The organism is Alphaproteobacteria bacterium HT1-32 (genome assembly GCA_009649675.1).
Lineage (GTDB): Bacteria > Pseudomonadota > Alphaproteobacteria > Rhodospirillales > HT1-32 > HT1-32.
Map to the genome: position 1 here is coordinate 1021224 of WJPL01000001.1, position 20393 is coordinate 1041616.

Annotated in this window: 20 protein-coding genes; 13 read left to right on the forward strand and 7 right to left on the reverse strand. The window is 53.8% G+C overall.

The window, feature by feature from the left end:
• Nucleotides 1-31: 31 nt before the first annotated feature.
• Genes GH722_04865 through GH722_04875 form a run of 3 tightly spaced genes read right to left on the reverse strand, consistent with a single transcriptional unit; the run spans nt 32 to nt 1575 of the window.
• On the reverse strand, nt 32-325 hold the full coding sequence (locus tag GH722_04865; GenBank protein MRG71090.1) for a hypothetical protein: 294 nt from the start codon (nt 323-325) through the stop codon (nt 32-34).
• 30 nt (nt 326-355) lie between these two features.
• Nucleotides 356-841, reverse strand: coding sequence for a hypothetical protein (locus GH722_04870; GenBank protein ID MRG71091.1), 486 nt, complete (start codon nt 839-841; stop codon nt 356-358).
• Nucleotides 842-855: 14 nt separating this feature from the next.
• Nucleotides 856-1575 carry a hypothetical protein gene (locus GH722_04875; GenBank protein ID MRG71092.1) on the reverse strand — a complete coding sequence of 240 codons (720 nt, stop codon included), beginning with the start codon at nt 1573-1575 and terminating at the stop codon, nt 856-858.
• A 65-nt stretch (nt 1576-1640) separates the two neighbouring features.
• Between GH722_04875 and GH722_04880 the strand changes: the two genes are divergently transcribed.
• Nucleotides 1641-2549: a hypothetical protein gene (locus GH722_04880; GenBank protein ID MRG71093.1), complete on the forward strand. Its 909-nt coding sequence runs from the start codon at nt 1641-1643 to the stop codon at nt 2547-2549.
• A 9-nt stretch (nt 2550-2558) separates the two neighbouring features.
• Nucleotides 2559-2999, forward strand: coding sequence for a hypothetical protein (locus tag GH722_04885; protein MRG71094.1), 441 nt, complete (start codon nt 2559-2561; stop codon nt 2997-2999).
• 16 nt (nt 3000-3015) lie between these two features.
• On the opposite strand, the gene GH722_04890 is transcribed toward GH722_04885, so the two are convergent.
• Nucleotides 3016-4584 (reverse strand): TraM recognition domain-containing protein, encoded by a 1569-nt coding sequence (locus GH722_04890; protein ID MRG71095.1) that lies wholly within the window; start codon nt 4582-4584, stop codon nt 3016-3018.
• 378 nt (nt 4585-4962) lie between these two features.
• On the opposite strand from GH722_04890, the gene GH722_04895 reads away from it, so the two are divergent.
• From GH722_04895 to GH722_04945, 11 genes are all read left to right on the forward strand, one after another.
• Entirely contained in the window at nt 4963-5148 is a 186-nt protein-coding gene (locus GH722_04895) for a hypothetical protein (protein ID MRG71096.1), read from the forward strand.
• Nucleotides 5149-5905: 757 nt separating this feature from the next.
• Nucleotides 5906-6256: a hypothetical protein gene (locus tag GH722_04900; protein ID MRG71097.1), complete on the forward strand. Its 351-nt coding sequence runs from the start codon at nt 5906-5908 to the stop codon at nt 6254-6256.
• Nucleotides 6253-7860 (forward strand): relaxase/mobilization nuclease domain-containing protein, encoded by a 1608-nt coding sequence (locus GH722_04905; protein MRG71098.1) that lies wholly within the window; start codon nt 6253-6255, stop codon nt 7858-7860. The genes GH722_04900 and GH722_04905 overlap by 4 nt, the downstream gene beginning before the upstream one ends.
• A gap of 35 nt (nt 7861-7895) precedes the next feature.
• Nucleotides 7896-8354, forward strand: coding sequence for a hypothetical protein (locus GH722_04910; GenBank protein MRG71099.1), 459 nt, complete (start codon nt 7896-7898; stop codon nt 8352-8354).
• A 172-nt stretch (nt 8355-8526) separates the two neighbouring features.
• A complete protein-coding gene (locus GH722_04915) occupies nt 8527-8721 on the forward strand; it encodes a helix-turn-helix domain-containing protein (GenBank protein ID MRG71100.1) in 195 nt (64 codons plus the stop codon).
• 3 nt (nt 8722-8724) lie between these two features.
• Nucleotides 8725-11478, forward strand: a complete 2754-nt coding sequence (locus tag GH722_04920; GenBank protein MRG71101.1) for a lactate dehydrogenase — start codon at nt 8725-8727, stop codon at nt 11476-11478.
• Between the two features lies 1 nt (nt 11479).
• Entirely contained in the window at nt 11480-11887 is a 408-nt protein-coding gene (locus GH722_04925) for a hypothetical protein (protein MRG71102.1), read from the forward strand.
• Nucleotides 11884-13935: a DEAD/DEAH box helicase gene (locus GH722_04930; protein MRG71103.1), complete on the forward strand. Its 2052-nt coding sequence runs from the start codon at nt 11884-11886 to the stop codon at nt 13933-13935. The genes GH722_04925 and GH722_04930 overlap by 4 nt, the downstream gene beginning before the upstream one ends.
• Complete coding sequence (locus GH722_04935) at nt 13928-15139, forward strand: GIY-YIG nuclease family protein (GenBank protein ID MRG71104.1); 1212 nt, start codon at nt 13928-13930, stop codon at nt 15137-15139. Before GH722_04930 ends, GH722_04935 begins: the two co-directional genes overlap by 8 nt.
• Nucleotides 15136-15375 (forward strand): hypothetical protein, encoded by a 240-nt coding sequence (locus GH722_04940; GenBank protein MRG71105.1) that lies wholly within the window; start codon nt 15136-15138, stop codon nt 15373-15375. Before GH722_04935 ends, GH722_04940 begins: the two co-directional genes overlap by 4 nt.
• Complete coding sequence (locus GH722_04945) at nt 15375-17873, forward strand: hypothetical protein (protein MRG71106.1); 2499 nt, start codon at nt 15375-15377, stop codon at nt 17871-17873. Before GH722_04940 ends, GH722_04945 begins: the two co-directional genes overlap by 1 nt.
• A 21-nt stretch (nt 17874-17894) precedes the next feature.
• Here the strand turns inward: GH722_04945 and GH722_04950 are convergent, their stop codons facing one another.
• Genes GH722_04950 through GH722_04960 form a run of 3 tightly spaced genes read right to left on the reverse strand, consistent with a single transcriptional unit; the run spans nt 17895 to nt 20316 of the window.
• Nucleotides 17895-18506, reverse strand: coding sequence for a hypothetical protein (locus GH722_04950; protein ID MRG71107.1), 612 nt, complete (start codon nt 18504-18506; stop codon nt 17895-17897).
• A 45-nt stretch (nt 18507-18551) separates the two neighbouring features.
• Entirely contained in the window at nt 18552-19469 is a 918-nt protein-coding gene (locus tag GH722_04955; GenBank protein ID MRG71108.1) for a nucleotidyl transferase AbiEii/AbiGii toxin family protein, read from the reverse strand.
• The gene (locus GH722_04960) at nt 19456-20316 is read right to left on the reverse strand and encodes a hypothetical protein (GenBank protein MRG71109.1); all 861 of its coding nucleotides are present in this window, start codon (nt 20314-20316) and stop codon (nt 19456-19458) included. The genes GH722_04955 and GH722_04960 overlap by 14 nt, the downstream gene beginning before the upstream one ends.
• Nucleotides 20317-20393: the final 77 nt, after the last annotated feature.

The following is a 20393-nucleotide window of genomic DNA, read 5'->3' on the forward strand; positions in this document are numbered from 1 at the left end:
TCGGCCATCCGGCTTCAATCCCTCGCGCAGGTTAGCCCTCGCTCCGTCGCTCGTGTTCGATGAAACGCGGCAGGCGATTGGCAGCATCTTTTAGCCGTTCAACCGCCTCATCGACTTCCGTTTCCTCGAAATGCATAAGTTCACCGCGCTTATATGCATCACGCAATGCCAACGCATTGGCGATGATCGTTTCCAGCGCGGATTCAAGGACCGGCGTTTTTACGGTCTTCAGGATGTCCCGCATATTCGGTTCCTGGACAAGACGACTCGGTCCTCGTTCTTTTGTTCGAAGGCGAACAAGGTTGTCCAGTTTTTCTTCACTCATCAAAGACCTCTCTTCTGAAAGATAAATATATCAGACCCGACGCCGTTTCATAAAATTGAATAGTCCGGATTGGCCACGCTGCCATGCGGCCTGCCGGTCCTCATCATGCAATTGAGCAGATGAGGTCTTAGCCAGGCGGTCTTGCACAAAACCGGACTCCGAAGCGTATGAGGTTCTCATCGGTGAGGACGCATGCTCGGCCTTGCATCCAGGACACCAATGGCGATCGGTCCCTGCAATCTTGCAGGAGACCGTCCCGCATGAGCACCAATAGGTCGTGCGATTGCCACAGAAGGGGCATCCCTTGTGCCGTTCCGGCACGATGGGAGCCCGGTCAAGTTTGTTCACCGCGTCGTCTTTAACCGGGTGCGTGGCCAGAACATCGTGAAACCGGAAAGGCAGGGCTTCAACATGCGTTACGATCGCACTCCCACCCACCAATTCAATTTCCCGCAAGAAAGAACGGTGCTCCATCTTGCTGCACAAGATAATTTGATTGAGCTGTTTCTTATCCATTGTCTCTCACTTTCTTATTCCGGGATGCGGCCCGCCTGTTTGGTGGCATATTGGAACCGCGCATCGACAGCCGCTTGCCGCCCTGTAGGATTCCGGCCCCTCATGTAGTTGAGCCCCGTATTGATTGCAGCCGCGATCGTTTCCGCCTTTTCGACGCCATAGATCGCCCCAAGGGGGACGCAGCCGAGCTCGGTTTGCAGGTCGATCTTTCTGCTATAGGGCTGCCGCAGTTTGGGCCGTTCCTTGCTATTCGGTTTACGGTTCTTGAGCTTCTTCCAGCGCTCATCGTCCTGCTTTTGCTGGTCGATCGGGCTGAGCGTTACACCAACAACCTGGTCGAGCACATAGCTCTCGCGGGCTCCCAAACGATCAATCCACACCGTGTGAGTATCGATCCAGAAAACCCGTTCACCCGTCGCATTGCGGACAATGCGCCAGACCCAAAAGGGCCAGATTAAAAACAAAGCAGCGAATAAAATGAGGCCCGAGAGATCGATCCCCGCATTGGCTAACTGGGCTTGCCCGATCAGGCCTGCGATCAAGCTGATAAGGAAAGACCCGCCAATGTGCATCCACATGCGATCTTCCTCATCGGCGGACCGGGCTGAGCCCTCTATCCGGAGCCAGGTTAGAACGCCGGTGTCGTTCGCAAACCAGCCTTGGATAAGGGCGTTTTGCGCGATCTGGTCAGGAAGTTGTTCATGTTGTAGCGTTTCTTGCGTGAATAACGACATTGGCGCGTTCCTCTTGCTGTTATTTGCAAGAGGCATGATCGACGAGTTTTGAAGGAGAATTCCGCGTGAGTTCCTCGCGCAGCCAATCTGTGATTCCAGCCGAAGTGGCAATCGGTGGTTTTATGCCGTGGCAGGTCGCGCGCATGAAGGATCGGCTCGCAAACTACAAGCATGCCGTCAAACATAGTTGGAGCCGTATCTCAATCGACATTCTCGACGAAGACGGGCAAGACCCGGACTACGTTGACGATGAGAACGTTGACGCGCTCGCGGAGTCCCTTAGGCGGCTTGTCGCCGGTTCACAGCAGCCAAAAGACGAACGTTTGAAGGCAATTTTTATTTACCTCGTCACCGCCGGATATATGGATCCGGCTGATTTATCGGATAGCCGCAACGACATTAAGGCTTCCCTCGCCTTCATGGAGTTCATGTTCGACGATGACGAACATGCGGAACGCGCGTTGGCCCATATGGAAAAATATGTCGGAGCCTATTCAAAGGTTGAGCAGAGTGGCCTTGCAATGACGCCCGGAGAGTTTCTAACGCACAGCTGCATTTTTCTTAGCCAGCAAGGCCGAGCACTGGCAGCAAAATATACCGAAACCGTTTTGAAGCGGACCGATAGCGCAAAGCGTCTAACGACCGATCCACAGCTGCGCAAACGCGCGCTCGTCAAGGAAATGGCCTATGACGGTTTTGCGCTCTTCGAGCCGGGCGGGCGCGTGATAATTTATTCGCGTCCCGCCGCCTATTCGGAGCTCTATGACGCGAAGGTTCAACTTTTATGGGCGAGGCCGGGCAATCCGCTCGAACCGGTAGAGGAAAGTGAAATTTCCTCGATACTCGTTATGGACTATAATTCTGTGAGTTATGTCGAAGACTTCGATGAGGCGAAAGCCATTCTCAATAATGAGTCCGACACAACTCTATTGATGCTCGACAAACCGCAATTTGCGGTCTTCGAGCGCGACTGAGGAAGGCCGATGGCAGGCGATGATGAAAACGACGATACGGTAGAACAATCATCCGCGCAGACGGATGATAGGGAGAACGATGTCCGCAGGCCGCGTGCGGCACCCCAAGGCCCGGTTGATCCCGATCCGAACTTTATCAACGCTGCCCGTATGGCCGAGCTCCCCGTCATGCAGGCATGGATTGATAAGGGTGCGAACGTCAACATTCAGGAACCAAGCACGGGCGCGACAGCACTTCATTTTGCTGCCGCTATGAAGGCCCGCCCGGCGATCAATTGGCTCGCAAAATGCGATGGAATTGATTTTCTGATCAAAGACAAGAACGGCCGCTTGCCCTCAGCGCTTGCGTTCGAGGTCGCTGACGATCCTGTGATCGGTCGGTATCTCGCTTCCAAGCAGGCGAAGCAGGCTCAGGAGCGTGGCATCGATATGAAATCATTCTTTGCCTGACGCGCTCCCGGCCCATTCAATCATACATTTCTGCAAACCAATCATAACCCGCGCTCTCCGGATCGAAGTAACGCACACGCTGTAAGACCATCGGTGCGATGTCCGGCCAGATCACAATCTGCCGTCGCATTCCGTCATTCCGCGCGAAATACAACATGATCTCGTCAGGCGTCATAAGCGGATAGGCCGCTTGCCCCTGAATTTGAACCGGCTTGCCGTCGCGCAGTTCCGTGCGTGTTGTATCGATCGGCGTGCGCCCGAGACGGCGGGAGAGATATTCCGCCGTCGTCCAGTCATTGATCGCGAATGCCTGAACGATACCGGCATTCGCCATGAAGGTTTCCCAGCGATTGCCATAGAGGTCCTTCAATTGATTGAAGTCCTGGATGATCGTCCAAAGCTTGATGTGATAGGGGTCGCCAGCAACAAGCCCGGCTGCGGTCTGAATAATACTCAGCTTGCCGATAGCAGCAGCAAACTCATCAAGCGCAACCAGAATTTGACCACCGCTTGCGGGCCTGCCTCGCACCTTTTCCATTTCGCCAAAAAACTGATTGATGATCAGCCGAAACCAGCGATGGCATAGACCGAGCCGCCCAGCAGGCAGACAAAGAAAGATACTCGCTCCCGCCGTTGCCGTTTTCAGCTCGCGCAGATCGACGTCATGACCAGAGAGGCTTTGCCTGATCTTGGCGTATGAAAGAAACCGCGTATGACGGCGAACCGTGCTCAGCACGCTTCCGCGCTCATTGGTTCCCTTGTCATAGAAATCGCGTGCAGCGCCCTTAATGGCGCTCGCGACCACGTCCTCTTCCGCCTCCGCCTGAAGCCGTTCGGCGTTCGACATCATCGCTCTATCGAGCGCCATGATCGGTTCACCGAATTCATCGGCCTCCCCCGCAAGCGGGGTGAGGGCCTGCTTGATCAGTTCATCGACCGATACCAGCGTTCGCTTGTCGGCAAATTCAGAGTCGGTCACAACATGAAGGATCAGGCCTTCGATAAAGTTCCGCGCCGACTCGTCCCAATGCGGGTCTTTCTCGCCGCCCGTCGCAACCACAATCGCTTCGGCGACGGCACCTGCATCTTCGATGACGCTATCGCTCTTCGCATCGAGCAACGCCAGCGGATTGAATCGGGCACGGCAATCAGCGGCGACACCCGAGGTGATTTCAAACGGATCGAGGACATAGACTTTTTGGCCAAGCTCTAGCCGTCTGCGGGCCGTGCGGTTTGCAAGCTCACCTTTGATGTCCGTACAGATCACACTCGATTTTGTTGCCAGCAGATTTGCGGTCAGCATGACCGATTTACCGGTCTGGGAGCCCGCGACCGTGAGAACGTGCCGAGGGTCTTCAATGCCGATGAGCTTCGGGCCAAGGGCACCCACCAATATATGCGCTCCCGGCTCATCCGGGTGGTATGTCATGGAGCGGCTATTGATGATCTCTGCCGTCGAGGCCCATGTCGCTTCGGGAGCGGTTTGAGAGCGAAGGCGCACCGAGCGGGAGCCGCGTGGCAGTTCGTTTTCGAACGTCTCAATAAAGCTTTCCTGTGTCATCGCCAGCGCCTCCTTCGATTGCATCACTCTATCTTTTTATGCGCACTTGTACGTCATGCTCCTCGTGCTTTCCTCGCTCACCCTGTTTGCGGTGCCGGTTCGAGCGTTTGGTCGCGTCCGGTCTCCTCGCTTTCGTTGTCGCCGGTTCCGCATCCCAGCCCATACCCAATAAAGCCGTATAGCAAACGGTCACAAATGCCCTGACGGCGCGTCAATGGTCTGCCCGCTCCATTCGACCAGCAAGCTGGTCTCCCGTGTTGACCATGACCCGTTCGCGCCCGCCTGCAAAACGGCGGGTAAGGCTGGAATGGGTCCGGCCACAAACTGAAAAGGAGACTTAAAATGACTAACCAACTCAACATGAACCAGAACCAACAGGCCGCCGAAGAATCCAAGCCGAAAATGCCGACGATGGTCGTCAAGCAACGCATCGGAAACGGCAAGAATGCCAGCTACGAGCGCCTCGGCGTTGCCTGGGAAAACGAAGACGGTTCACTCTATGTGAAACTGCATGGCACCCAGGTCATCGGTAGCGGTTTCAACCTCTACCCGATCAACAAGGACGAGGATGATCAGCAGCAGAGCTAGTTCACCCGCAATCCATCACTAAACGAGAGCCCCATCGCATCGCGGTGGGGCTTTCTTTTTGTCCTCACTCCGGGTCCGTAAAGGGCCATACCGGACCATGCTGTAAGATCATGGGCAATCGGGTGGCTCATAACGGTGCCCGAATTTGCAGACCGCTTCAGAATAATACGGTACGCATCGGTTCTATAAAGGGCTGTAGGCAAGGGTTTAAGCGGGTCTTAATCACCCTCCTATAGACTGAGAAATATAGCCAGTGGCAGGCGTTAGTGTTGAATACAAGGTGTGCGCGGTACTACCGCGCCCACCTTGCTGAGGGGACATCCTGTCCCCCGCAGACCCCCCTCGGTCTCCCTAAGCTCATACGCCGTTTATCGCCGTCTTCGCTAAGGGAGATGTGTGGCGGGTAGACCATCGAGGTCATTTCCGCCACAGGCATCGTTCCGTCGATGCATCCCGGCCAGACCTGCGCGTTCTGGACTAGCGGCAAGGGGCATTCGCCGCCCCTGCACCCTGGACCCGAACCGGCGCGACTAGTCGCGCGGTCGCACTGCCGTGAAAGGGAGATTTCGCTCTCCCTCTGGACTTCCATCGACCAGGACTTTCGCGTCCTGGACCACGACCGGCGTTTCGGCTCCGGCGTTCGACCAAGGAAACGTCCCCATCAATTTCTTGGGGATCCGTGTGTGATGACATGCGGCAACTGGCAACGAGGAACCCGCGAGGAAGAACCGACAGCTAATCCTTCATAAGAGGCAGCATGTCGGAGAAAACGAAACAGAAGCGCGAACCACCTTTTTCGATCCGCTTTTCAGCGGCGGAGCGAGACAGACTTGCGCGTCTTGCTGACCGTGCGGGCCAGTCGAAGAGTGCATTCATCAAAGCGCAAATCTTTGGCAAGCCGCCCCAGAGATCGGCACGACGGGTTTCTGCTGATGGTCGGGTGTTGGCTCAGATTCTCGCTGCCTGTGCTGCCGTTGCCGATAGCCTCTCCCGATTGGAACGCGATGAGGGGCTCTCGCCGGAAGGTCTGAATGCGCTCGCCGCCATTCGCGTCAAATTCGATCTTCTTCGCGCTACCGTTTTCGACGCCTTCGGGAGAACACCATGATACCTTTTGCTTCACAGCGTGCATCCGGACAAGACCTCGCCACCCATCTTCTCAATGCCGAAGATAACGAGCACGTCATGATCATGGATGTCCGTGGCGCTCTTGCAAATGATCTGCATGGTGCCTTTGCCGAATGGCAATTACAGGCCGACGCCCTGACCAATTGCCGCAATTATCTCTATAGCCTGTCGATCAATCCCGATCCGGCTCAGGGCCGCCTGACCCAGGAGCAATATCGCGATTATGTTGATCGCGTCGAAAAGGCTCTTGGTTTAGAGGGGCAACCGCGCGCCGTTGTCTTTCATATCAAACATGACCGTGAGCACGCCCATATCGTCTGGTCGAGAATTGATGCCGAGGCCGGGAAAGCCGTTCAGCTTTCTTTTGATCGAGAAAAGCTCATGCGGGTAACGCGGCAATTTTCTCGCGACCACGGCATAGAGCTTGCCGCAGGTTACAATCGGGATAAAGACAATCCCGACAAATCCTCACAGCTTTCGCTCTACGACAAGCATCAGCAGGACACGACCGGGCTCACACGAGAGCAGCGCATGGAGCTCGTGACCGAGCTTTGGCGTACACGGGATTCCGCGAAGGCCTTTGTCCGGGCGCTTGGCGAGCATGGCTACATGCTTGCACGTGGTAACCGGCCTTATGTGCTTGTCGATATTCACGGCGATACCAATGCCTTGCCGAGGATGATCAATGACAAGTCTGTCCGCGCAAAGGATGTCCGTGCTTTCTTAGAAAAGGATTTTCCGCCCGAGGCGTTGCCGAGCATAGAGGAGGCGAAAGCCCTCGCGGCAAATCTGCGGAAAGAAAAGAAGATCAAGGACAAGATCGACCGCGAAGCCGAGGCGAAAAAGGAGCTCTCCGAAAAAGAAGCGGCGCGTCGAAAGTCAGCCCTGGAAAAAGTCAGGAGCCTTGTCCAAGCGCAGCGCAAAGAGCGCAGTGATCTTAAAAAGAAGCATCGCACAGAGCTGTCCTCGTTCAGAAATAAACGGTTAGAGCTCGCCAGGCAGGTGCGTGAGCAGCGCTTGAAGACACGGCCCGCCGGTCTCGCTCGCTTTCTGGGACGGGTCACAGGCATGAACAAGGTTGTGCGCCTTGTTCGCATGCACCGTGACCGGAAGCGTGTTCAGGAAACCAGGAAGCTTCAAGCGGCCCTGCTTAATCGCCACCGCCAGGAGAGAGCGAGGCTTGCGAAAGATCAAAGGCTTGTCATGGCAAATGCAAAGCGGTCCCTCCGGTCTGTGATGAAGGTCGAGAAGCGTGAGCAGCAATCTCGTGCAACAAAAGCGTTGCGCCATGCGCGACAGGCGCAGCGCGCCAGCAAGGGTGTTGAACACCTACAAGCGATCGACGCAAAAGCCTATGAGGCCTTGATTGCTAAAGAGAACCGGCAGGCATTGAAGGAGCCTAGCCGCCAACTTGAACAATGGCGCTCTGACGCAGGCCGTTTGACGCAGCAATTTACGAAAGCGGCAGACGAGCTTGAAGAAACCACCAAAGGCAAGGGTGACAGCAAAGCTCATGATCAGGGGCTGAAACGTCGCGAGGAAAACGCGCGGAAGCGCAGGCGAGATCGCGATCAGGATCGCTGATGTGAAGACACTGCCGAAATCTCATGGAGGCTCATATGACGGACGACGAAATTAATGAACTCAAAGCTTTTCTTGTCACTGAAGCCGAAACGACCTTCGCATTTGAGGGTCTATATCGACCTGATCTGGAGGCCGTCTACGCGGACCGTGACGCCTTCGGTATCACGGAACATGAAATGAGGGTGTTTGGCCTTGCTGCGGAGGCAATTCCCCGCTTGGCAGCCGCGCTCATGTTCTATGAGGAAATGAGCGAAGTCACTATCGGGCAGACGGAAGGCCGGACGTATGAGCTCATCCAGAAAGCCAGGAAGCTCGCGCCTGACGACGAATTCTATGGCCACACAACATCCTTCGAGGATGCGCCTTTTCACATTAACTGGTTTTTGTGGTTCGCGGTGACGTTCGCTGGTGTAACGATGCGTGATGCCTACGCCTTCTACCGGAAGCATGAAATCGCAGGCCTACACTTGAGTGAGTTTGCGGACGGCTCTTGATAAGGCGAGATCGTCTGTTTCTCCGCCTGCCCCCGCAAGGACAGGCACCTTCTTTCGAGTGCGCGTACGATCGAATGCGACCGTAAGCACGGTGGATAGATTGAAGCTCGCGCCTTGCGGGTAGGACAATTTTTCCGTATTTTCTCATAAGGGATGATAGGCTATTCGCACTATGGATGATGAAATCCTGACGATCAAAGAGGTCGCAGCATATCTTAAGCTGACCGAGAAAACAGCCTATCGACTTGCTGCCGAGGGCGGAATTCCGGGCTTTAAGGTGGGCGGATCGTGGCGGTTTCGCCGTCGTGAAATTGAAAAATGGATTGATGAGCAGTCAAAGAAGGGTGCTTTAAAAGGGAGGAAGTAAGCGTTGAACGCGGTCGAAATCGAGGAAGCCATATCCAGGCTGGCGGAACTGCCGTTCGACGCTGAAGAGTTTCCGTTCGCGTTTCTGGAGGCGTTCGGCAACAAGGCCACAACGATCAAGCGCCTGCGCTCCGGTACGTCCAACAAGTCAGACGTTGGCGGCGTTCTCCAAACGAATAATATTCATATCAAGGTGGCTGAGGAGGGCGCGGTGCCTGAGGCGTTGGCATCGCTCAAGGCCAGCCCTACGACAGCCAAAGCCCGCGCAAAGTTTATCCTCGCCACCGACGGAAAAGACTTTCAGGCTGAAGACCTCAATACCGGCGAAGTTATCGTTTGTGACTACCCGGAATTCCATGATCATTTCGGCTTCTTTCTGCCGCTCGCCGGTATCAGCACCGTAAAGCAAATCCGCGAGAGCGCGTTCGACATCAAGGCGACCGGTCGTCTGAACCGGCTCTATGTCGAGCTCCTGAAAGATAATCCCGAATGGGGCACGGCGGAGCGTCGCCACGACATGAACCACTTCATGGCGCGGCTGATCTTCTGCTTCTTCGCAGAAGATACTGATATTTTCAGGGAGGCGGACCAGTTTACGGCGACGATTGATCGTATGAGCGAGAAGGACAGCTCAAACACGCATGAGATCATCAGCGAGCTCTTTCGGTCGATGAACACGAAAATCGAAGATCGAGAGAAGGAAGGTATTGCCCGTTGGGCGAATAACTTCCCTTACGTGAACGGCGGTTTGTTCTCCGAGAGTGTTGATGTCCCTCGGTTCAGCCGGATCGCACGTTCCTACCTGCTTCACATCGGCAATCTCGATTGGACCAAGATCAATCCTGACATCTTCGGATCGATGATCCAGGCGGTTGCCGACGATGAAGAGCGCGGTGCGCTCGGGATGCACTACACAAGCGTTCCGAACATCCTGAAGGTTCTCAATCCGCTATTTCTGGATGATCTGCGCGAGAAACTTGAAGAGGCGGGAGACAATGCCCGAAAGCTACTCAATCTTCGGAGCCGCATGGCGAAGATCAGGGTCTTCGATCCGGCCTGTGGCTCGGGAAATTTTCTCGTGATCGCGTACAAGGAGATGCGGGCTATTGAAGCGGAGATTAATGCTCGGCGTGCCGAGGCAGATCGTCGCTCCGATATCCCGTTGACGAATTTTCGCGGGATTGAGTTACGTGATTTTCCGGCGGAAGTCGCTCGTCTAGCACTCATTATCGCTGAGTATCAGTGTGACGTGCTGCACCGTGGCCAACGGGAGGCTCTCCGCGACTTCTTGCCACTCGACGCAATGAACTGGATTCTTTGTGACAACGCATTGCGGGTCGATTGGCTTAGTGTTTGCCCGCCTACAGGAACCGGAGTGAGATTGAGAGGCGATGATTTGTTCAGCACACCTTTGGATCAAGCCGAGATCGACTTCGAAAATGAAGGTGGCGAAACCTACATTTGTGGAAATCCACCGTATCTTGGATTCACTTGGCAGACGCCAGAGCAAAAAGCCGACTTGGAGTCAATTCTATCTAGATACACAAACAGCTGGAAATCTCTCGATTACGTGACTGGTTGGTTTGTGAAAGCGGCAGAATATGGTTGCCACACTGACACCGTTGCCGCTTTCGTTTCGACAAATTCGATTTGCCAAGGAGAGCAAGTGCCAATCCTGTGGCCATCGCTTTTGATGATGGGTTACGAGATATCGTTCGCACATACCTCTTTCAAATGGGCAAATCTTGCGAGCCACAATGCTGGCGTCACCGTCGTAATTGTTGCAATCACAAATCGCCCATCAAGCCAAAAACATCTTTATTCGATATCGCCAGAGGGCGAAACCGTCTTCAAACAAGTCCCGAATATAAACACGTACCTTGTCCCTGGCCCTACTGTCATCGCGGAACCGGTCTCGCGCACGCCGCGAGATAGGGCGCCGATGGTTTGGGGTAACAAACCTTCGGACGGCGGCAACCTCATACTTTCAGCACAAGAGGCGAGGGAAATGGTTTCGAACTCTCCCGATGCGGAGAAGTTCTTATTCGACTTCGTTGGCTCACAAGAATTCGTTAAAGGTGTCGTGAGGAATTGCATATGGATAGAAGACGAGGAGCTTGAGGAGGCGTCAAATATTCCTCTAATTTTTGAGAGAATTGAAAGTGTGCGTGCGATGCGTCTTGCTAGCAAAGCAGCATCAACTCGTGATTATGCAGACAGAGCGCATCGTTTTCGGCAAGTACAGGGGCGCGGAGAGCTCTATTCAATTGTAATTCCGAAAGTTACATCGGAGAGCAGGCCGTACCTGCCCGTTGGTGTGCTTTCTTCGCATTCCATCGTCTCCGACAATGCGTTTGCGATGTACGATGCGCCAATATGGTCAATGTCGATAATCGCTTCTCGAATTCATCTCATATGGGTGAAAACAGTATGCGGACAACTTGAGACGCGGCTTCGATATTCAAATACTATGGGATGGAACAGTTTTCCTCTCCCGTCCCTTACCGAAAAGAATAAAGAAGATTTAACCCGCTGCGCCGAGGATATCCTGCTGGCGCGAGAGGCACATTTTCCTGCGACGATTGCTGACCTCTACGATCCGGAGAGCATGCCCAACGATCTGCGCGCCGCGCATGATCGGAATGATGAGGTGCTAGAGCGCATCTATATCGGACGGCGTTTCAAAAATGATACCGAGCGATTGGAGAAGCTATTCGAGCTATATACGAAGATGACAACGAAAGTCGGGGCTACGTAGCATGTTTGAGAGAGTCCCATATTCCGAACTGAATTCCCGGCAAAAGGAAAATTACAACTTCCATCAGGTTGCCGCGCGGCTTGCTGATTACGGCTTTAACTGCTTGCGTCTAACAGATGACTGGCAGGGCGCTGACTTCATTGCCTGCCATATCAATGGCGACACCTTTTTGAAGGTGCAGCTCAAGGGCCGCCTTGTTATCGAGCGCAAGTACCAGGGCAAAGACATCCATATCGCCTTCATTAATGGCGACACGATGTATCTCTATGACCATGACCGGCTTGTTAGTCATTTGGAGGCGAACGGGCTCATCGGCGATGAGAGTGTCACTTGGCATGAAAAGGGTTTTCGGAGTTGGCCGAGCCCTCCCGTATGGGCAATCAATTTTCTAGAAGAATTCAGGATATAACCATGACCAAGAATGTTCCCTCTGTTTCCGTGACCTACGCCCAGAACGGCAATTCGACGAAGTCGAATGAGCTGGGTATGCGCCCGATGCAGGAGCGCGCTTACGAGAAACGGGGCGAACAGTATCTTTTGATCAAATCTCCCCCGGCATCGGGTAAGAGCCGCGCGCTGATGTTCGTTGCGCTCGACAAGCTTCACAATCAGGGTCTTAAGAAAGCGATCATTACGGTTCCCGAGAAATCCATCGGTTCGAGCTTTGCGGACGAGCCACTGTCGAAATTCGGGTTTTGGGCCGACTGGCATGTCGAGCCGAAATGGAATTTGTGTAACGCGCCGGGTGCCGACGGTGGGAAAGCCGATTCCGTCAACGCATTTTTAAAGGGGGATGATCAGGTTTTGGTCTGTCCTCATGCGACGTTCCGGAATGCCGTTGTGAAGTTCGGCATTGAGGCCTTCGATGATTGCCTAATCGCCGTAGACGAGTTCCATCACGTCTCTGCCAATCCTGAAAACAAGCTCGGCGCACAGCTCGCCGAATTAATTGCCCGCGACAAGGTTCATGTGGTGGCGATGACAGGTTCCTATTTCCGGGGAGATGCCGAGCCCGTCCTTATGCCGCATGACGAGGCGAAGTTCGATACCGTCACCTACACCTACTATGAGCAGCTAAACGGCTATAAGCACCTCAAGAAACTCGACATCGGTTATTTCTTTTATTCGGGTGCCTATGCCGACGACATTTTGAAGGTTCTCAATCCGAACGAGAAGACGATCATTCACATCCCGAGTGTCAATTCCCGCGAGAGCACCAAGGACAAGCACCGCGAAGTCGAGCATATTATTGATGAGCTTGGCGATTGGCAGGGAACCGATCCAAAGACGGGCTTCCAGCTCGTGAAGACTTCCGATGGTCGCGTTCTCCGGATTGCCGATCTGGTCGATGATGAAGCCGCCAAGCGGGATAAGGTCTCGGCAGCGCTTAAAGACCCGGCAGAGAAGAACAACCGGGACCATGTCGATATCATCATCGCCCTCGGTATGGCCAAGGAGGGCTTTGACTGGGTCTGGTGTGAGCATGCGTTGACCGTTGGCTATCGCGCCAGCCTTACCGAAATCGTTCAAATCATCGGGCGAGCGACACGGGATGCACCCGGTAAGGTGCGCGCGCGCTTTACGAACCTTATTGCTGAACCGGATGCGTCCGAAGAGGCCGTTACCGAAGCAGTCAATGACACGTTGAAGGCGATCGCGGCCAGCTTGTTGATGGAGCAAGTTCTCGCGCCGCGCTTTAATTTTACACCTAAGAAGCCTGATAGCGGGCCGGTCGAGGGTTTTGATTATGGCGAAGGCGGTTACGACCCAGACAAATGCAATATCGGTTTCAGTGATGTGAGCGGCCAGTTCCAGATCGAGATCAAGGGACTGAGTGAGCCGAAGAGCAAGGAAGCCGAACGTATCTGTCAGGAAGATTTGAACGAGGTGATTGCCGCCTTCGTGCAGGACAAGCCGACCGTCGAGCGGGGTATGTTCGATGAAGAGCTGGTGCCCGAAGAACTGACTCAGGTTCGTATGGGTAAGATCATCAAGGACAAGTATCCCGAGCTGGATGACGAAGATCAGGAGGCCGTTCGCCAACATGCCATTGCAGCCCTTAATCTGACGCAGAAGGCGAAAGAGGCAGCGCTGGAGATCGATGAGGAAAAGCAGACCGGGAATACCGCGCTGATTGAGGGTGTCCGGAAGTTCGCGATGGATGTTCGTGACCTCGACATCGATCTGATCGACCGGATTAATCCGTTCAGCGAGGCCTATGCAATCCTTGCCAAGACGATGAGCGAGGAAAGCCTCAAGCAAGTCGCGGCGATCATATCGGCCAAGAAGGTTCAGCTTACGCCCGAAGAGGCCCGTGATCTCGCCAAGCGCGCGCTGAAGTTCAAGCAGGAGCGAGGTAGGTTGCCAGACATTACGTCAGCAGACGCCTGGGAAAGGCGTATGGCCGAGGGCGTTGCCTATCTCGCCCGAATGAAGGCGGAGGCTGCCGATGGCTAAACAGTTTACAGAGGATGATGACGCACTTCTTGCCGAGCTCGGAATCGAAGTCGAGGCTAAGAAGGTTGCTGCAAGAACGCCGCAGGAAGAACGGGTTATTGCAGGCTTCGAGGAAATTCAGCGCTTTGTCGAGGAGCATGGTCATCCGCCGCAGCACGGCGAAGACAAAGATATCTTCGAGCGGCTCTATGCGGTTCGTCTCGATCGCCTAAGAGAGCTTGGCGAGTTCAGGCCGCTTCTGGAACCGATTGATAAGGACGGACTGCTTGAAGGTGGAATTGCTGTTGCAGCGACGATCGATGATGACATTGACGATGACGCTCTTCTTGCAGAACTCGGGGTCGAAACCCAGGCATCAGAGATCGCCGAGCTCCGTCATGTTCGCTCCAGCGCGGAGAAGAGAGCAGCGGAAGAGATCGCCAACCGGCAGCGATGTGAGGATTTCGACAAGTTCAAGCCACTGTTCGAGGCTGTTCAGCAAGAGCTCGATACCGGATCGAGAGAAACAAAGCAGTTCCGTAAAGACGCTGGCTTTGCAAAAGCGGACATCAAGGAAGGACAGTTTTTTATTCTTGGTGGACAGACAGCTTATGTTGCGGAGGTCGGAGAGTTTTTTGCTGCACCAAACGGGCAAACAGATGCCCGTATGCGCGTAATTTACTCCAACGGCACAGAGAGCGACCTGCTTTTGCGTTCAATGCAACGCGCCCTCTACAAGGATGAAACCAGCAGGATAATTTCCGATCCGGGCGCTGGCCCTTTGTTCTCCGGAACCGTTGATGACGAAGATGCATCCAGCGGAACGATCTACGTTCTCCGCAGCAAGTCTGACCTTCCGATTGTGAAAGATAACCGTGACGTTCTTCATAAAATCGGGGTCACGAGCGGCAAGGTCGAGCGGCGGATCGCCAATGCCAAAATAGATGCCACCTTCCTCCTCGCTGATGTCGAGGTGGTTGCGACTTACGAGCTCTTCAATATCAACCGCACTAAGCTTGAGAACCTGATCCATCGCATTTTTGAAGCCGCCCGTCTCGACATCGAGATCAAGGACCGGTTCGGGAATCCCGTTGTGCCGCGAGAGTGGTTTCTCGTGCCGTTTGCAGCAATAGATGAGGCGGTCGAGCGTATCAAGGACGGGACCATAAAGAGCTACACCTATGATCCGCAGCAAGCCCAGCTCGTTGAAAGGAAGGCGGGATGACTGATTTTACGCTCGATGGAAACAAACGCTTTGGTGAAAACGCAACGGACTTCTTGGATAACGTAAAGGACATCGATCCCGAGATGGCAGCGATACTCGAAGCCAATTGGAACAAGCTGCTTCCAGTCGTTCGTGGCGGAGAGCGGGATACAAAGTCCCGGACCGCATTTAACGAGGCAATTGCGGCGGCATTAGATGATTTTCTGACGCAAGAAGATGACGCGGAGGCTGAGTGATGCCGCGCTATTTTCTGAGTCGATTAAGGGTTGAGGGCTTTCGCGGTGTGAATAACCAGGGAAATCCTCTCGATATTAGCTTTAAGCCTGACGCTGTTAACTCGGTGTTTGCGATCAACGGCATTGGGAAGAGCTCGATTTTTGAGTCTTTGTACTATGCCATACACGGGACGATTCCTAAGCTTGATGATTTAAAGGCGCACGAACGACCTCAAGATTATTATGGGAACCGATTTCACTCAGGCAATAAGGCGCTGATCGAGATCGAGCTAGCGCCAGACGACGGCGGACCAGATGTCTCTGTCAAGATAGAGCGGGACTCATCCGGCAATCGCACGGTGACTAGTCCCAGCGGGCACAGCGACCCCGAGGGTTTTCTCGACACTTTGAATGAAGCTTTCGCACTACTCGACTACCGAACATTCTCACGCTTCATAGAAGAGTCGCCTCTGGAGCGTGGGCGCACCTTTTCCGCACTACTCGGTCTTTCTGAATACTCTGACTGCCGGCAGGCATTGCAGGCCGTATCCGACACCCGCGCGGTAAACACTGATCTTGAAATGAAGGTTATAGCCACTCAGATCGCCGGAACACAGCGGGCTCTTCAACAATCCCTTGCCTCACTCAGAAGTAGTTTCGAGAGGGTTACGGGGAAGCCTCTCGAAGACATCCAAAAGCTCGATGAGTACGCCAGTGAAGTCACACTGGCGCTTGGAAACGTCGAACTTTTGAAGGAGGCATTCGAAGGCAAAGAGCTGAGCGATATTGATTTCGGTGCAATCAAGGAGGTGATTAAAACTGCCGAAGGGGGAGAAAAAAGAAAAGAGCTTGAGGCAGCTATTGCCGATATAGCGACATTGGAGACATTAGCTGTTCATGACGCATCAACGATTGCCGACGAGCAGGAGAAGATCAAATCCCTTATAACTGAACGAGATTCTCTACTCGCCGCAACGCGGGGCGATCTTTTCGAGAAACTTTATGCCGCAGGTAAGGAAGTCGTCGAGAGCGAATCTTGGTCAAATGATGAACAATGTCCGCTCTGTGAGAGCGGCCTCCCGAGTTCCATTAGTGATCACATCCAGAGTCAATTGGCCCAATATGGCGCTACAGCCGCTAAGGCAAAAGAACTGGGAGATCAGTGGGAATCGTCTCATTGGCGTCAGTGTCTCTCCGATCACGAACTTTCAAGAGTCCTGAGTGTCGAAGATAAGGATCGTATTCTGTCGCGCCTAGACACTCGCATGAAATCCGGAGAGGTCAGAGACAAAGAAGCAAATGACGCTATTGGCCGAACAACAGCACTTACCGAACTTGCCTCTAAGAGGCTCGCGGAGTTGCAGGAAAAGAAGAAAGCTCTCGAAGCTGAACTTCCAAAATCTCTTGTCCAACTGACCGAACAGGTGGAATACGGGCGGCAATTCAAAGACGCCTTGCAGAGCTTCTGGGAAGGCCAAACAGAGGAGGCGGAACAGCAAGCACGATTGGATATTCGTGAACGCTGGAAAAAATTTATCACCAAAACGTCATCTCGTTTTTCTACCGCCGAGGCCGCCTTGTCCAAGGCCAAAATTAACGACATAGACGCTGAATATAAGTCCATGTACAAGGACATCATGCAAGTTGGTGACGTAGTTCCGGACTTGCAAAGGGCTGACGACAAAGAAGACCTGAACGTCGAGCTTAGTGATTTTCACGGTCAGCATAAGTTATCCGCGCGCGCCTTGCTCTCAGAGAGCTATCGAAACGCTCTAGCGATCTCCGTTTTTCTAGCTGCCGCCATGAAGCATTCGGGCGCGCCGCGCTTTGTCGTTCTTGATGATGTGACATCGAGCTTTGATGCAGGGCACCAATATTTCCTGATGGAATTGATACGAACGAAACTCCAGCACCCTAACAACACAGACGGTCTACAGTTCATTATCCTGAGCCACGACGGCTTGCTCGAAAAATACTTCGATAAGCAGGGCGGGACCGCTGCCTGGCACCATAATAAGCTTCAAGGCTCGCCTCCAATGGGCGATATCCTCCATCAGGCGCAGGGAGCAGACAGGTTAAAATCACGAGTGACCACGTTGCTATCTGCCGGACAGATCAGTGAAGCCGAGCCACTGGTCAGACAATATCTGGAATACAAGCTCCAGCAGATTATCCGAAAGGTGAATATTCCAGTGCCGCTTGATTTTGCGATCAAGGACACAAACAAAATGGTGAAGAATTGTCTTGATGCGATTGAGGAGGCTATCGATCTGCATCAAAAAGCAAATTCGCTTGTGCTCGACGCTCAGCAGGTACAGGACCTTTTGAACTCCCATGTTCCGGCGATTGTTGCCAACTGGGTTAGCCACTACGCAACGGGCGGGAGCAGTAGCTTTTCAGCGCCAGTTCTTCAGGGCGTCGTTAATGCTATCGATGCGATGTCGGATTGCTTTCGGTATGACGACACTTCTGAAACACCAACCGTTCGTCGATGGTATAGGTCGCTGTCAAAACGCTGATGCACACTTAGGCGTCGAGGACTAGCAATCGTCTCTGATCTGGAGGTCAGCGGCGAGCCCTTCGTTTTCAATCATATCGACGGTTCCATCCGGCTTCACTTCAAACTTGGCAGCAGACAGCTGGTTTGCATATAGAACTGTCGCCTCTAACAGAAAATGGCCCTGTTCTGTCTCGCTCTTGATCACCACAGGCTTGAGTTCGCGCTCGAATACGCGGCGCGTTTGCTCCGTCAAATCTAAAGGGACGATGGGGTCGTCAATGCTTTCGGCGACCAAGAACGGTCCGTGGTCGGATTCGATGAAAAAGCCGAGAAACCTCAGATATTCGACAACATTATCTCTCGTGAGGTTGATTGAGACTTTGGCGTTGTACTCGTGAATCGCGATTGAATGACCATCGAGCGGGTAGAGCTCGTCTTGCTCCATCAGAAAGTAGAGAGGCGGTTGGTCGTTACTCCCGCCGGTATCGGTGAGCCTAATCAGAGGTGCGTCTTGGTAGAACGGCAGCGGACATTCATGTGCCCGAGCCGCGTCTGTTAGTTTCGGGTATTTAGCGCCTGCATCCCTAACGGTTCCTATGATTTTGTTCGCGAGTGCGGCGGGAACGTCCCGCCATTTCTCTTCTTCATACATGTGCTGTTTCCCTTAATTCCAGCGGCTTGAGTTATTCATCCGAGTTCAGTGATCAAGTTTCCGCTCAAGGCTTTCGACAAGTTTCGAGCGAGCGTCCGCTCTTAGCTTGTCGAGATTGATCTGCCGCCATCTGATTGCAGGCAAATCAGGGACATGCTCAAGCTCGAGAAGGTTCCAATCCGGCTCGCCGCGTTCGAAGCCAATCAGGAACCTGCGATGATCATCGGGCATGTTGCCGACAATCTCCTTGATCAATGTCTCGCGTGTATCAAGTAGCGTTTCAAGCGGCACGGGCTCTTCGGTCATTCCTGCAAAGCCGCGATCATATTCGCGGGATATATCTTTTAGTGTCGGGCCGATTACTTCGTGCATCGGACGATCATGGCTCAAAAGATAGACGATGAAGGCACGGCGCAAATCATCCGTGATGCCTTCATTGGCCAGCAGGTCGCGCACGTCGAAGAGGTCGCGCGGATGTTGCCGGTCGAGGGCGGCGACGATCTTGCCGCCATAGAGATCGGCAAACGAGACGAGCTTCATTTCTGCGAACCCGAAATTGTCTTCGACGCTGGGAGAGACGGTTCGCGTCTCCGCTTCGAATACACAGCCTCTTAAAACCGGCGTGACTTCGATCTTGATCTGGACGCCATCACCACGCGCGAGCAGTTTCGTCACGGTTCCTTCAGCGTTCGGCATTCCCGGCGTTATATCTTCTGCCGGTGATCCCGAGCCCGCAGTTTCGGCGATCCGCTTCATCGCAGCGTCAATGGCGCTCAGGGAGTCCTCTCTCGACTGGACCGGCAGGTAGGTCAGGTCGATATCGACCGACAGGCGGGGCAGATCACGGACGAATAGATTGATCGCGGTTCCGCCTTTAAGGGCAAAACAGTCTTCTTCGGCTACGAAGGGCAGTACGCGAACAAGAAGCGATACCTGTTTTCTGTACTGGTCACTGAACGGCATCGAGGTCCTCCGGAATAGTTATCCGGTAGACCGGATCGAACTTGCCGCCGCGCACCAGCATGCGATCACCCGAGCCGAGATCAATCGCCTCGCGTTCAAGATGCTTGCTCCAGGCATGTTTGTGCCGGTCCGTAAAAAACAGGAAGAGCCGTTTGACCTTCACGCTATGACAATCGGCGAGGAGCTTGTTCAAGCGTCTCGGGCTGAGGGATGCGAGCCCCTCAAAGAGTTTGTCTGTTACATGGAAGCTCTCTTTGTCCGGCAGCTCGTCCAGCAGTTCGAAGATCGCCCGCTCCAATGTTGAGACTGTCAGAGGCCAGTCCCACTGACCCCACGGCAGCACATTGAACCCACCATGCAGGGGATCGGCATTTATCGACCGGTCGGTTTTGATGTTCCAGCTCAGGCTGGTCAGGCCCCGCGTGATTGGCTGATTGCGAAACAGGCGGGTGCTCTTGTGGAAGTTAAATTTCTGATCCAGCGGTAGCTTGCCCATCCAGCCGGGAAGCGTCTGGTCGCCATAGAGGTGAACCTCACGCACGTCATGTGAGAGGAAATGGGCGTAGCCCTGTAGTTCCAAAGCCGTGCGGCCACCGACAATGACTGGAAACTCCATCAAAGTCTGGAGCGATATAACGACCTGTTCCCATTTGAGAGGGCTGCCCGAGGCACCATAAGGGCGTCTGAAGACGCCGCGTGCCGGTTGTTCGAGCCAGTCGCTCTTGAGATATTGAGAGCGGAGTGAGCTGGAATAGCCGTGCCCGGTGAGCCAGTTTGCTGTGACCAGCAACCCTTCCGGCACCTTTTGCTCCAGGAGCTTTAACTTTGTCGGTTTTTGCTCATTCATACTGTGTAAAATAGCATATTTATAAAGTAACTTCAATATGGACTTTACGTCTTAGAAAAATTGCTAAGCCAAACTAT